A 14,045-nucleotide genomic window follows, 5' to 3' on the forward strand; every position below is an offset into this window, starting at 1 on the left:
CGGGCGCTGTCGAATCTGATCGACAACGCGCTGAAATACGGCCGCCGCGCGGTGGTGCGGCTCGAAGCTGGCGTCGACATGGCGACGATCTCGGTCGAGGACGAGGGCGGCCGCCGCCCGCTGGAGGAGATCGAGGCCCTGATGGCGCCGTTCCGCCGCGGCGAGAACGCCCGCTTCACCGACGGCACCGGGCTCGGGCTCAGCATCGTCTCGACCATCGCCATGATGCATGGCGGCGAGCTGCGCTTCGAGACCGCGCCGCATGGCCTGCGGGCGGTCTTCACCATCCGCCGGGCCTGAAGCGCCTCGCGAACTGCCCAAATATGCGCCGCTTTGCATTTCGGTGCCGCTCACACGGGCCCCGCGCAATGGACCGGGGGCGAAACCTCGCCTAACACTCGACACAAGACCGTTCGGGCACTTGATTCATGCTAATCTGCCCGAACGGGCACATCGAAAACCGCGCCTTCGCACATCGCCTTGGCGCGCATCGTCTATTTTGAACGGAGGGCTGACATGTACAGCCATCAAGTCGGGGCCGAGCTCTTCCGGTTCCCGGATCTCAGGACGCTGATGGCGCGGGCCACGCCGCTGCGCTCGGGCGACCAACTCGCCGGGATCGCCGCCGCGACCGATGTCGAGCGCGTTGCCGCGCAGGCCGCGCTGGCCGATCTGCCGCTCAAGACCTTCCTGACCGAGGCGCTGATCCCCTACGAGGCCGACGAGGTCACGCGGCTGATCATCGACACCCACGACAAGGCCGCCTTCGCGCCGATCAGCCACATGACCGTGGGCGATTTCCGCGACTGGCTGCTGTCGGATGCCGCCGACAGCGCGACGCTGGCGGCGCTGGCGCCGGGGCTGACGCCCGAGATCGTCGCGGCGGTCTCGAAGATCTGCCGCAATCAGGATCTGATCCTGATCGCCTCGAAATGCCGCGTGGTGACGAAGTTCCGCAACACCATCGGCCTCGAGAAGCGGCTCTCGACCCGGCTGCAGCCCAACCACCCCACCGACGATCTGCGCGGCATCGCCGCCTCGACCTTCGACGGGCTGATGTATGGCTCGGGCGACGCGGTGATCGGCATCAACCCGGCCACCGACAACCTGCATGCCACGGTTGAACTGCTGCACCTGCTCGATGAGGTGATCCAGGAATACAACGTGCCGACGCAATCCTGCGTGCTGAGCCACGTCACCAACACCATGGCCGCGATCGAAGAGGGCGCCCCTGTCGACCTGACCTTCCAGTCGATCGCCGGCACCGAGGCCGCCAACACCTCCTTCGGCATCAATCTCGACATCCTGACCGAGGGCCATGACGCGACGCAGTCGCTCAAGCGCGGCACGGTCGGGCAGAACTGCATGTATTTCGAGACCGGGCAGGGCTCGTGCCTGTCGGCCGATGCGCATCACGGCGTCGACCAGCAGACGCTCGAGGCCCGCGCCTACGCGGTGGCGCGCAAGTACCAGCCGCTCCTGGTCAACACGGTGGTCGGCTTCATCGGCCCGGAATACCTCTATGACGGGCGGCAGATCATCCGCGCCGGGCTCGAGGACCATTTCTGCGGCAAGCTGCTCGGCGTGCCCATGGGCTGCGACATCTGCTACACCAACCACGCCGAGGCCGACCAGAACGACATGGACACGCTGCTGACGCTGCTGGCGGCGGCGGGGATCACCTATATCATGGGCATCCCGGGCTCGGATGATGTGATGCTGAGCTACCAGACCACCTCGTTCCACGATGCCCTCTATGCTCGCCGCGTGCTCGGCCTGCGCCCGGCGCCGGAATTCGAGGAATGGCTCGACAAGATGGGGCTGATGCCCTCCGACGGCGCCTTCACCCCGGCCAGTCGCCCGCCCGCCGCGCTGTCGCAACGCATGACGCTTTTGGAGGCCGAATGACCAAGCTCCCCGATCTCTTCACGCCCGACGAACAGCGTGCCGAAGACCCGTGGGCCGGGCTGCGCCGCCACACCTCGGCGCGGATCGCGCTGGGCCGCACCGGCGTGTCGCTCTCGACCGCGCGCAATCTCGAGTTCCAGATGGCGCATGCGCAGGCCCGCACGGCGGTGCACTCGCCGCTCGATCTCGACGCGCTCGAGGCCGATCTCGGCCAGCCGCTGCTGCGGGTGGCCAGCCGCGCGCCCGACCGCGCCGCCTATCTGCAACGGCCCGATTGGGGCCGTAGGCTCGATGCGGACTCGGTTGCAAAGCTCGAGGCCGCCCGGCCCGCGAGCGCGCCCGATGTGGCGCTGGTGCTGGCCGACGGGCTCTCGTCGCTGGCGACGCAGCAATCGGCGCCGGGTTTCCTCAAGGCCTTCCAGCCGCTGCTGGAAGAGGCCGGGCTTAGCGTTGCGCCGCTGGTGGTGGCAACGCAGGGCCGGGTGGCCATCGGAGACGAGATCGCCGCGATCCTCGGTGCGAAGCTGGTGGTGATGATGATCGGCGAGCGCCCGGGTCTTTCGGCTGCCGACAGCCTCGGGCTTTACCTGACATGGGCGCCCAAGGTCGGGCGCACCGATGCCGACCGCAACTGCATCTCCAACATCCGCCCCGGCGGGCAGAGCTACGAGGACGCGGCCTACCGCGCCGCATGGCTGACCCGTGAGGCGTTCAAGCTGCAGCTCTCCGGCGTCGGGCTGAAGGACCGCACGGTCACCGTCGACGCCAAGGCGCAGATCGAAGGATGAGCATGGCGCCGGTTCCCGCAAGCTCCCGGAGGCCGCGCGTTGCGCAGCGTCGCCCGCGTCTCAAGGCCGCGCCCGGTTGCGAAGGCCGGGGGCTTCGGCCACAGAGTGGGAACAGGCAAGACGCCGTGACCGGATCGCCAGTATCGGCAGGCCCGGCACGCAGGACCAGAAAGGACGCCGCATGAAACCGGCCGCCCGCCGCGAGGCAATCGTGCAGCTTGTCGAGGAATGCGGAGAGGTGCATGTCGATGCGCTCTCCGAGCAGTTCGAGACGTCACGTGAAACAATCCGCCGCGATCTCAACGAGCTCGACACCGCGGGGCGCATCCGCAAGTTCCACGGCGGCGCCCGCAAGACCGCGAGCTTCACCGACAGCGGCCTCACCGAGGGGCCGTTCGAGGCCCGCATGGTGACGATGACCGCGGAGAAGACCGCCATCGGGCGCTGTGCTGCCGAGCTTTTCGACGAGGGCGCTGTGATCTTCGTCGATACCGGCTCGACCACCATCGCCTTCGCCCGCGCTCTGGCGCGGCGGCGCGGGCTGACCGTCATCACCAACTCGCCCGAGATCGCCGGCCTGCTGGCGCGTCCCGAGGGCCATCACAGGCTCTACCTGCTGGGCGGCGAGATCGCCGCCGAGGGGCGCGAGACACTGGGCGCGCTGGCCATCGAGCAGCTCGGACGCTTCAAGGCCGAGCACGTGGTGCTGACCATCGGCGGCATGACCCGCGGCGAGATCATGGATTACGACCTGCGCGAGACCGAGATGGCCCGCGCCATGGTCGCCCGCGGCGCCAAGCTCACCGTGCTGGCCGATCACAGCAAGCTTGACCGTGCGGCGGTGTTCGAGGTCGCGCCGCTCTCGGCGGTCGACCGGCTGGTCACCGACCGCGCGCCCGAGCCCGAGATGGCCGAAGCGCTGGCCGAGGCGGGCGTCGAGGTGGTCATCGCCTGAGGCGCCCGGCGCGGGCTTTCAAGACGATCCAGACCGGAGGCACCGGGCCGCAAAGCGCGCGCCCGGTGTTTTTGCGTCCGTAGGGCGGCAACGTCCTGGCCATCGCCGCGTGACCGCACACGCCGGGGCCTCGGGTCTCGGTCTGCCGAAAAAATCCGCAGAATTCTGACCGAATTGGGTGAATCTTTCGAATTCCCTCCGGTCAATATTGTGGATTCGGTCAAATTTATGCACGTTCAGGAAAAGTCGCGGTGCAATCCGAGCATTTCGGCGGGACGATTCTAGGACGGAGACGAGGCTTGGCTGATTTTTCTGCCGAAATGGATGTCGCGATCATCGGCGCGGGCGTGGTCGGCTGCGCCATGGCGCGCCGCTTCGCGCTTGAAGGCGCGCGGGTCTGCGTGCTCGAGGCCGCGCCCGACATCCTCTCGGGGGCCTCCAAGGCCAACAGCGCGATCCTGCACACCGGCTTTGACGCGCCGCCGGACTCGCTCGAGCTGTCCTGCATGCAGGCGGCCTATGACGAGTATATGGAGATCCGCGAGGCGATGAACCTGCCGGTGCTCGAGACCGGCGCCATGGTGGCTGCCTGGACCGAGGACGAGGAAGCGCGCCTGCCCGACCTGCTGGCGCAGGCGCAGGGCAATGGCGTGACCGACACGCGCATCCTGAGCCGCGACGAGGTGCTGGCCCGCGAGCCCGCGCTGGCCTCCCACGTGCGCGGCGCGCTTCTGGTCCCGCGCGAGCATGTCATCGATCCGTGGTCGGCGCCGCTGGCCTATGCCACGCAGGCCAAGGCGCTGGGGGCCGAGTTCCGCTTCAACGCGCCGCTCACCGCCGCGCGCCGCGACGGCGACACCTGGCAGCTCGAGACCGGGGCCGGCCCGCTGATGGCCAAGACCGTGGTCAACTGCGCCGGGCTCTACGGCGACAAGGTGGAGGAGATCCTCACCGGCAAGCCGTCCTTCGAAATCCGCCCGCGCAAGGGCCAGTTCGTCGTCTTCGACAAGGCCGCCTCGGAGCATCTGCGCACCATCCTGCTGCCGGTGCCCAACGATCGCACCAAGGGCGTGGTGCTGACCCGCACCGCCTTTGGCAACCTGTTGGTCGGGCCCACCGCCGAAGAGCAGGAGGCGCGCGACCGCCCCGACGTGACGACCCCCGAGCTCGAGATGCTCATCGCCAAGGCGGTCGAGCTGGTGCCGGCGCTCGAAGATATGCCGGTGACGGCGGTCTATGCCGGGCTGCGCCCCGCCACCGAACGCAAGGAATACCGCGTCCATGCCGATGCCGAGCTTGGCTATTACTGCGCCGGCGGCATCCGCTCCACCGGGCTCACGGCGGCGCTGGGCATTGCCCGCCACGTCTTCGCGCTGTGGAGCGAGAGCAACTCGCTGGCCTGGTCGAAGCCCAACGATCCGATGGCGCCCTCGATGCCCAACCTCGCCGAGCACCTGCCGCGCGATTACCAGTTCCCCGGCCATGACGGCATCGTCTGCCATTGCGAGATGGTCACCGCGCGCGAGATCCGCGCCGCCTTCGACAGCCAGCTGCCGCCGGGCGATTTCGGCGGTCTGCGCCGTCGCACCCGCTGCGCCATGGGCCGCTGCCAGGGCTTCAACTGCCTCGGACGCATCGCCATCCTGACCGAGGGCAAGCTGAGCGCGCCGATCCTGCCGGAGGACGCGGCATGAGCACGACCTGTGATGTGGCCATCGTCGGCGGTGGCCCCGCCGGGCTTGGCGCGGCGCTGGAGCTGAGCAAGCTCGGCCTGTGCCGCGTGGTGGTGCTCGAGCGGTTCGGCGAGGCCGGGGGCATCCCGCGTCATTGCGGCCACCCGCCCTTCGGGCTGCGCGAATTCCGCCGCGTGCTGAGCGGCCCGGCCTATGCGAAGCGGCTGGTCGCCTCGGCACGGGAGGCCGGCGTCGAGATCCGCACCGACACCACCGTGACCGCGATCCGCCCCGGCGGCGTGCTGGAGCTTGCAACCACGCAAGGCGCGCAAACAATCACCGCGACCCGCGTGCTCATCGCCACCGGCAACCGCGAGCGCACCCGCGCGCAGCGTCTCGCCCCGGGCGTGCGCCCGGTCGGCGTAATGAACACCGGCGCGCTGCAGTCGCTGGTCTATCTCGAGGGCAAGCGCCCGTTCTCGCGCCCGGTGATCATCGGCTCCGAGATCGTCGCGCTCTCGGCGCTGCTGACCTGCCGCCGTCACGGCATCAAACCCGTCGCCATGGTCGAGACCCGCGACCGCCCGCAGACCCGCCGCATCGACATGATGCTGGCGCGGCTGATGGGCGTGCCGGTGCTCACCGGGGCCGAGCTGCTGAGCATCGAGGGCACGCGCCGCGTCGAGGCGCTGCGCCTCCGCCACAAGGGCGAGGAGCGCCGGCTCGACTGCGACGGCATCGTTTTCTCGGGGCGCTTCACGCCCGAGGCCACGGTGGCGCGGCAAAGCGGCATGGTGCTCGACGCGGGCACGCTGGGGCCGGAGATCGACGCCGAGGGGCGCAGCTCGGATCCGCAGGTGTTCGTCGCGGGCAACGTGCTGCACCCGGTTGAGACCGCGGGCCATTGCTGGGCCGAGGGGCGCCGGGTCGCGCAGGCGATCTTCAAGGATCTGCGCAAGACGCCCGAGCCCGCCGCGGGCGCCCGCGTGGTGCCCGGCGCGGGGCTGCGCTACGTGGTGCCGCAGCGGCTTGCCGCCGGCGCGGCGGCGACGCTCAACATCCGCACCGAGGGCGCCGTGCGTGGCCGCCTTGTGCTGAGCGATGCCAACGGCCGCGAGCTGGCGGCGCGCTCGGTGAAGAGCTATCCCGAGCAGCCGGTGCGGCTGTCGGTTCCGGCACTGGAGTCTGACGCGCTCTCGGGCGATCTTGGCCTGTGGCTCGAGAGGGAAGACTGAGGCATGCGGATACTGGCGCTCGATCAGGGCACGACCTCCACGCGGGGGCTGGTCGCCAATGAGGCGGGCCGGGCCGAGATCGTGCACGCGGTCCGGCACGAACAGCTTTTCCCGCAAGCCGACCGGGTCGAGCACGACCCGATGGAGCTGCTTGCCAACCTGCGCGCGGTGATCGAGGCCGCCGGGCCGGTCGATGCGATTGCGCTGTCGAACCAGGGCGAGAGCTGTCTCGCCTGGGACGCGGAGACCGGCGCGCCCCTGTCTCCGGTCATCGTCTGGCAGGATCGCCGCACCGAGGCGAAGCTCGCCGGCATGGCGGAGCACGCCGAGCATGTCCGGGCCCGCACCGGGCTGCCGCTCGATCCGTATTTCTCCGCCTCCAAGCTCGGCTGGCTGCTTGAGACTTCCGCCGAGGTCCAGCAGGCCCACCGCGCCGGACGGCTGCGGCTCGGCACCACGGATGCGTTCTTTCTCCAGCACCTGACGGGACACGCGCTGACCGATGTGACGACCGCCTCGCGGACTTCGCTGATGTCGCTCGAGACCGGCCAGTGGGACGCGGAGCTCTGCGCGCTCTTCGGCGTGCCGATCGAGTGTCTGCCCGAGATCCGCCCGACGGTGTCGGATTTCGGCAAGATCGGCGGCGTGCCGGTGACGGCGGCGGTGGTCGACCAGCAGGCGGCGCTCTACGGGCATGGCTGCCGCGCGGCCGGCGATGCCAAGATCACCTTCGGCACCGGGGCCTTTGCGCTGGCGGTCACCGGCGAGACCCGCCCTGCGGAGGACGACAGCGGCCTGCTGCCCACCGTGGCTTGGCAGATCGGCGGTGAGACAACCTTCGCCGTCGATGGCGGCGTGCATGCCGCCGGGGCGGCGGTGGAATGGGCGCTGCGCATCGGCCTGCTCGATAGTCCCGAGGCGCTTGGCCATTTCGAGACACCCGCCGCCATCGACCGGGGGCTGGCCTTCGTGCCGGCGCTGGCTGGTCTCGCGGCGCCGCATTGGGACGGCTCCGCTGCCGGGCTGTTCATCGGCATGACCGGGGCGACAACCCGCGAGGACATGGCGCAGGCGCTGATCGAGGGCGTGGCCCTGCGCGCTGCCGAGGTCATCGCGCGCATGGGGCCGGTGGCGCGGCTGTCGATGGATGGCGGGCTGACGCGCTCGGCCTATCTCTGCCAGTTCCTCGCCGACATGACTGGCGCCGAGATCGTCCTGCCCGGCACCGAGGAGCTGACGGCGCTCGGCGCGGCGCAGCTCGCCGCTCTGGGTGCAGGGTCTACGCTGCCCACTCCGGCGCCGCGCGCGGTGATCCGCCCGCGCCCCTGCGACCGGGCGGCGCGCATGGCGTGGTTCTCCGAGGCTGTTTCTCGCGCACGAGGCTGGCGGGGCTGATTGCTCCCCCTGTTCCGACAGCGATATGTGCGCAACGCGCCGGGTGGCCCTGCCATCCGGCGTTTTTTTGTTTCTGCACGCCGAGTCCGGCAAGGGCCGCATGCAAAAAGAAAGCGCCGCTCCGGTGGGGGAGCGGCGCTTGTGCCCGGACCTCAGGGGAGAATTCGGTCCGGCCGGTGTTCTGCGTGTCTTGAGCAGGCCTAGCGGAGCAGGTCCAGCGGCCCGGTGATGATCCACGGGAAGGCCACCAAGAGCCCCAGCACCGCGAGCTCGGCGAAGAGGAAGGGCAGCACGCCCACCATGATCTTGTCGAGCCGCACCTTGCCGACGCCGGCCACCACGTTGAGCACGTTGCCCACCGGCGGGGTCAGCATCCCGAGCGCGCCGGCGATGGTGAAGACCACGCCGAAATAGATCAGGTCGATGCCGGCGGCCTTGGCGAGCGGGATCACGATGGGCATCAGGATCAGGCTCAGCGGCGTGAAGTCGAGCACCATGCCCAGCAGCAGCGTCAGCACCACGATCATGCCCACGAGAAGCTGCGGCGTGTCCATGAAGGGCTGCAGGAAGGCGATCACTTGGGTCGGCAGGTTGGCGATGGTGATCAGCCAGGCCGAGACCATCGAGGTGCCGATGAGAAACATCACCACGGCCGAGGTCTTGCCGGCCTCGACGAGCCCTTCGTAGAAGCTCTTGAGGGTCAGCTCGCCGTAGACGAAGGCGCCGACGAGCGCGGCGTAGACGGCGGCGATCACCGCGGCCTCGGTCGGGGTGAAGATGCCGACCCGCAGACCGCCGATCACCACGATGGGCAGCACCAGCGCCGGCAGCGCCCGCCACAGCGCGCGGAGCACCTCGGCGCGGGGCTGGCGCTCGAGCGTCTGGAAGCCGCCGCCGCGCGACACGAAGCGCCAGGCGACGATCAGCGACACGGCCATCAGCGTGCCGGGCACGATGGCGGCCATGAAGAGCCCGCTGATCGAGACATTGGCGATGGCGCCAAAGACCACGAGCGCGATCGAGGGCGGGATCACCGGGGCGATAACCCCGCCGGCGGCGAGCAGGCCGCCCGAGGAGCCCTCGGGATAGTTGCCGAGCTTCATCATCGGGATCAGGATCGCGGCCAGCGCGGCGCTGTCGGCGATGGCCGAGCCCGAGAGCGAGGCCATGATCAGCGAGGCGCAGATCGCCACGTAGCCAAGACCGCCGGAGACGTGGCCGAAGGCAGCCATGGCGACCTCGATGATGCGGCGCGAGAGCCCGCCGCGGTTCATCAGCTCACCGGCGAGGATGAAGAACGGGATCGCCAGCAGGATGAAGTTGTCGGTGCCGAGGATCATGTTCTGGGCGATGATCTGGGCGTTGAAGTAATCGAGATGCAGCATCAGCGCGATGCCGCAGGCGATCAGCGCCCAGGCGATGGGCAGGCCGATCACGATGCCGAGGATCAGGACGGAAAGGAAGACAACGAATGTCACGCAGGATCACTCCGCGATATCGGCCGAGGCGGCCTGGAAGAAGGTTTCCGGCTCCATGCGACCCGAGAGGATCAGCACCATGCGCAGCGCCACCACGAGCGCCAGCGCGGCGCCTGAAAGGGTGGCCACGACGTAGATCGTCGCCATCGGCAGGCCGGAGATCGGATAGGAGGAGGAGAAGTTCAGCGTCGCCTGCATCCACGCGCCCTTGGCGAGCAGGTAGTTGCCGTAGAGCATGATCGCCCCGGTCAGCGCGACGATCACCTTCTTGCCGCCCTTCGGCAGACGGTCGACCACCAGCGTCATTGCGATGTGGCGTTGCTGGATCAGCGCGAGCACGGCGCCGCTGAGGATCAGGATCGACAGCACGATCCGCGACAGCTCTTCCGTCACCACGATGCCGGAATTCATGAAGAAGCGCAGCATGACGTTGACGAAGACCATTGCCACAAGTGCGAAGAGCAGGGCGGCAACGAGAGCCTCGAGCAGTTTCTCGGCGAGGCGCAGGACGGGCATTCAGGGTCTCCTTGTATAAAAAAGGGGCCGGCGCTGGGAGCGGCACCGACCCCTTGGCGATACGATCAGTCCGCGGCGAGCGTGGCCTGCATCTCGTCATAGAGCGGACGGGTCGCATCGGTGATCAGCTCCTCGGTCACCGGCGCGACCGCTTCGACGATCTCGGCGCGGGCCTCGGGGGTGAACTCGGAAATGGTCATGCCGCCTTCCTCGCTCGACAGGAACGCCTTGGCGTCCTCGACGGCGGCGCGCATGATCTTGCGGTTCTCGATGGCGGTCTTGTCGGCCGCTTCCTGAAGGATCGCCTTGTCCTCGTCGGACAGGCTGTTCCAGAACGGCTGGCTGACCAGAAGCACCAGCGCCGAGTAGGCATGCTTGGAGGTGGTCAGGTAGTCCTGCACCTCGAAGAAGTTCACGTCGCGCACGGTCAGGAGCGGGTTGTCCTGGCCGTCGACGGTGCCGGTCTCGAGCGCGGTGTAGACCTCGGGGAAGGGCATCGGAACCGGGTTGGTGCCGAGCGCCGAGAAGGTGTTGATGAAGACCGGCGCGCCGATGACGCGAAACGACAGGCCCTCGAAATCGGAAAGGCTCTCGATGGCGTGCTTGGAGTTCGACAGGTCGCGGAAACCGTTGTCGATGAAGGTCAGGCCCTTCATGCCCGAGCCGTCGAGACCGGCCAGCATCTTGTCGCCCACCTCGCCGAGCAGCACCTTGTCGGTGGCCGCGTCATCAGCGAAGGCGAAGGGCAGGTCGATGAGCTGGAACAGCTCGTTGTACTTGATCAGGTTGGTCGAGGAGGTGATCAGCATCTCCTGCAGGCCGCCCTGCAGCGCGCCGATCTGCTGCGCTTCGTTGCCAAGCTGGCCCGAGGGGAAGTTGGTCACGGTGTATTCACCGTCCGACAGCGCTTCGACCTGCTCGGCGAAATACTGCACGCCCTGATCGAACGGGGTGCCCGGGGCGCCGAAATGGCCGATCTTGATGTCGCGCGCGGCGGCGGGGGCGGCGATGGCGGCGCTCAGCGCGGCGGCGGCGACCAGAGCGCCGAGGGGTTTGGAAAAGGTCATGTCTTGTCTCCTTCGGTGGCCCGTCTGCGTCGCGTCGGGCGATTCCCTGTTGGTGGAACTGCGGTGGTTCGTGCTGACAGCGTATGACTGAATAATCAGTTCATATCGACTGTTCGGTCATAATTTTGGATGTTTTGTTGGATTTTGCCCGATTTTATCGGTAAATCCAAAGAATTTGCCTCAAAATTGGGCAAAACATGAGGATGCGGGCAGTGGGGCACGGGGAAATTCTCGAAAATCGCAGCTTGCGGTGGCGCATACGGTCATCGCGCCGCAAGAACAAGGCGCATCCTGTGTCAGGATTTCCGGAACGATTCTGCGATTTCCGGGCCTGCGGGAGCGGCGTTTTCGCCCGCTTGCCGGATGCACAGATATTTTGACCGAAACCACAAACCGCTGCGCCGCGCCGCGGAGTTGTGCTAGAGACAAGCGGAACCGGAAAGAGAGCGAGACGCATGACCACCGACCAGACCCCTTTGCCCTTTGTCTGCCGCAAGACCCCCGCACGCGGGTCGCAGGGCGTGGTGGTGACCAATCACCCGCTGGGCTCTGCCGCCGGCCACGAGATGATGGCGCTTGGCGGCAATGCCGTCGATGCGGCGGTCGCGGCGCTGCTCACGCTCACCGTGGTCGAGCCGATGATGGTCGGCATCGTCGGCGGCGGCGTCTCGCACCTGCGCCTGCCCGACGGCACCCACAAGGTCTATGACTGCCTGTCGCAGGCCGGGGCCTCGGCCACGCCCGACATGTTCACCCCGGTCTCCGATGCGCTCCCCGACTACATGGAGACCGCCGGCCGCCGGAACCTCGTCGGCGCGTCGTCGGTGGCGGTGCCGGGTAACCTGCGCGGCTGGTGCCAGATGCACGCCGCCCACGGCGCGCTGCCCTTCGCCGACGTGATCGCCCCGGCGATCCGGCTGGCCGCCGGCGGCTTCCCGGTGACCAGCTACCTGTCGTCGAACATCGAGCGCCACGCCGAGGACATGTCGAAGGATCCCGAGATCTCGCGCCATTTCCTTCCCGATGGCAGCCCGGCCAAGCCGGGGCATCGCCTCGTGCAGGCCGATTACGCCGAAAGCCTGAAGCTCGTCGCCAAGGAAGGCGCCGCGGCGCTTCATGGCGGCGCGCTGGGGCAGGCGCTGGTCGAGGCGCTGGCCACCGGCGGCGAGGGCGCGGGCCATGTCTCGATGGCCGATCTCGAGGGTTACACCGCCCGCGAGCGCGACGCGATCTTCGGCAGCTATCGCGGCCATGACATCGTCGGCCCGCCGCCGCCGGCCTCCTCGGGGGTGCATGTGGCACAGATGCTCAACATGCTCGAAGCCTACGACATGAAGGCGATGGGCTTCGACAATCCCGAGCGCCTGCACCTGCTGGCCGAGGTGATCCGTGTCGGTTTCGAGGACCGCCGCGCCGCCTCGGGCGATCCGGATTTCGTCGACATCCCCGTCGAGAAGCTGATCTCCAAGGACTATGCCGAGGCCTGCCGCGCCCGCATGCGCCCCGCGGGCGGTGCCGGCCACGTGCCGCCGGGCTACGAGAGCAACAACACCACCCATATCACCGTGGCCGACCGCGACGGCATGATCGTCTCGGCCACCCACACCATCAACGGGCTCTTCGGGGCGCGCTTCATGGTGCCGGGAACGGGCATGATCCCCAACAACTACATGTACAATTTCGATCCGCACCCGGGAAAGGCGCTGTCGATCGCGCCGGGCAAGCGGGTGCCGACCTCGATGGCGCCGATGATCGTGCTAAAGGACGGCAAGCCGAGCTTTGCGCTGGGGCTGCCCGGCGCGGTGCGGATCTTCCCCTCGGCGATGCAGGCCATCGTCAACCTGATCGATTTCGGCATGACCCCGCAGCAGGCGGTCGAGGCGCCTCGGATCTGGACCGAGGGCGCGCATGTGGAGCTCGAGCCGGGCTATGCGCATCACGAAGCGGCGCTCGCGGCGATGGGGCACGAGATGAAGATCGTGCCGCATATCGGCGGCGGCATGAACGCCATCGCCTTCGGGGAGAATGGTGAAATGACCGGCGCGGCCTGTTGGCGGGCGGACGGAACCGTCTCGGCGCTTGGTGGTGGCCTTGCCGATCACGGCATTGCGTTCCACATCTAGGGCGTGAGTCGCAGGGGCAGAAAGGCGAGGCCATGACAGATCAGAAGACATTGCTGCTGACCGGGGCGAGCCGCGGCATCGGCCACGCCACGGTGAAGGTGTTCCAGGCGGCGGGCTGGCGGGTGCTGACCGTGTCGCGCACCGCCTTCGACTCGCGCTGCCCCTGGCACGCGGGCTCGACCGACCATTTTCAGGGCGATCTCGCCGATGCCGAGGCGCGCGCCGATCTGGTGGCGCGGGTGCGCGAAACGCTGGGGGAAAGCGGGCTGCACGCCATCGTCAACAATGCCGGGATCTCGCCCAAGGGCGAAGGCGGCGCGCGGCTCGGCATCGCCGAGAGCAGCGACGAGGTCTGGCGTCAGGTGCTGTCGGTCAACCTGCTGGGGCCGGCGGCGCTGATGCGCGATCTGCTGCCCGAACTCGAGCGGGCGCGCGGCGCGGTGGTCAACGTGGGCTCGATCGTGGGCAAGCGGGTGCACCCTTATGCGGGGGCGGCCTATGCCTGCTCGAAGGCGGCGCTCGACGCGCTGACCCGCGAGGCGGCGGCCGAGCTCGGCCCGCGCGGGGTCAGGGTGAACCTCGTGACGCCGGGCGAGATCGAGACCGAGATCCTGTCGCCGGGCACCGAGGACATGGCCGACATCATCCCGCTCCGGCGTCTGGGCAAGCCCGACGAGGTGGCGCGGGTGGTGCTGTTCCTGTGCTCGGAGCAGGCCTCCTACGTCAACGGCGCCTCGGTCGACGTGAACGGCGGGCAGCACGCCTGAGGTTTGGGATTTGAGTTGCGAGGCCCTCGTCGCGGATTGCTGCGGCGGGGGTCTTTTTCATTTCAGGCTGTCGAACGGAGACCCGGCGCGGAATCAAGGCCGCAGGCCGCCGCGCCATCGCCGGCCCGCCCGGACGGGCT

At 68.5% G+C, this 14,045-nt stretch carries 12 protein-coding genes; 9 read left to right on the plus strand and 3 right to left on the minus strand.

Features of this window, described 5'->3' with window-relative positions; all coding sequences use genetic code 11:
- The 7 genes from AC6RA4_RS15570 to AC6RA4_RS15600 form a co-directional block, all read left to right on the plus strand.
- Nucleotides 1-300 (plus strand): ATP-binding protein (locus AC6RA4_RS15570; RefSeq protein ID WP_500161833.1); only part of this gene is annotated, 300 nt, incomplete at its 5' end.
- A gap of 216 nt (nt 301-516) precedes the next feature.
- Nucleotides 517-1,908 carry an ethanolamine ammonia-lyase subunit EutB gene (locus AC6RA4_RS15575; RefSeq protein WP_500161835.1) on the plus strand — a complete coding sequence of 464 codons (1,392 nt, stop codon included), beginning with the start codon at nt 517-519 and terminating at the stop codon, nt 1,906-1,908.
- Nucleotides 1,905-2,696 (plus strand): ethanolamine ammonia-lyase subunit EutC, encoded by a 792-nt coding sequence (eutC, locus tag AC6RA4_RS15580; protein ID WP_500161837.1) that lies wholly within the window; start codon nt 1,905-1,907, stop codon nt 2,694-2,696. Before AC6RA4_RS15575 ends, eutC begins: the two co-directional genes overlap by 4 nt.
- Nucleotides 2,697-2,877: 181 nt before the next feature.
- Nucleotides 2,878-3,651, plus strand: coding sequence for a DeoR/GlpR family DNA-binding transcription regulator (locus AC6RA4_RS15585; RefSeq protein WP_500161838.1), 774 nt, complete (start codon nt 2,878-2,880; stop codon nt 3,649-3,651).
- Nucleotides 3,652-3,950: 299 nt separating this feature from the next.
- Nucleotides 3,951-5,345 (plus strand): NAD(P)/FAD-dependent oxidoreductase, encoded by a 1,395-nt coding sequence (locus tag AC6RA4_RS15590; protein WP_500161840.1) that lies wholly within the window; start codon nt 3,951-3,953, stop codon nt 5,343-5,345.
- Nucleotides 5,342-6,559 (plus strand): NAD(P)/FAD-dependent oxidoreductase, encoded by a 1,218-nt coding sequence (locus AC6RA4_RS15595; protein WP_500161842.1) that lies wholly within the window; start codon nt 5,342-5,344, stop codon nt 6,557-6,559. The genes AC6RA4_RS15590 and AC6RA4_RS15595 overlap by 4 nt, the downstream gene beginning before the upstream one ends.
- 3 nt (nt 6,560-6,562) lie before the next feature.
- Nucleotides 6,563-7,954 (plus strand): FGGY family carbohydrate kinase, encoded by a 1,392-nt coding sequence (locus AC6RA4_RS15600; protein ID WP_500161843.1) that lies wholly within the window; start codon nt 6,563-6,565, stop codon nt 7,952-7,954.
- Nucleotides 7,955-8,154: 200 nt separating this feature from the next.
- Here the strand turns inward: AC6RA4_RS15600 and AC6RA4_RS15605 are convergent, their stop codons facing one another.
- The 3 genes from AC6RA4_RS15605 to AC6RA4_RS15615 form a co-directional block, all read right to left on the minus strand.
- The gene (locus AC6RA4_RS15605) at nt 8,155-9,432 is read right to left on the minus strand and encodes a TRAP transporter large permease (RefSeq protein ID WP_500161844.1); all 1,278 of its coding nucleotides are present in this window, start codon (nt 9,430-9,432) and stop codon (nt 8,155-8,157) included.
- Between the two features lie 6 nt (nt 9,433-9,438).
- The gene (locus AC6RA4_RS15610; protein WP_500161846.1) at nt 9,439-9,948 is read right to left on the minus strand and encodes a TRAP transporter small permease; all 510 of its coding nucleotides are present in this window, start codon (nt 9,946-9,948) and stop codon (nt 9,439-9,441) included.
- A gap of 65 nt (nt 9,949-10,013) precedes the next feature.
- Complete coding sequence (locus tag AC6RA4_RS15615; RefSeq protein WP_500161848.1) at nt 10,014-11,015, minus strand: DctP family TRAP transporter solute-binding subunit; 1,002 nt, start codon at nt 11,013-11,015, stop codon at nt 10,014-10,016.
- 455 nt (nt 11,016-11,470) lie between these two features.
- On the opposite strand from AC6RA4_RS15615, the gene ggt reads away from it, so the two are divergent.
- Both ggt and AC6RA4_RS15625 read left to right on the plus strand, forming a co-directional pair.
- On the plus strand, nt 11,471-13,138 hold the full coding sequence (gene ggt / locus AC6RA4_RS15620) for a gamma-glutamyltransferase (RefSeq protein WP_500161850.1): 1,668 nt from the start codon (nt 11,471-11,473) through the stop codon (nt 13,136-13,138).
- 32 nt (nt 13,139-13,170) lie between these two features.
- Complete coding sequence (locus tag AC6RA4_RS15625; protein WP_500161852.1) at nt 13,171-13,905, plus strand: SDR family NAD(P)-dependent oxidoreductase; 735 nt, start codon at nt 13,171-13,173, stop codon at nt 13,903-13,905.
- The last annotated feature ends 140 nt before the right edge of the window (nt 13,906-14,045 follow it).

The sequence above is a fragment of the Salipiger sp. genome, assembly GCF_059781815.1.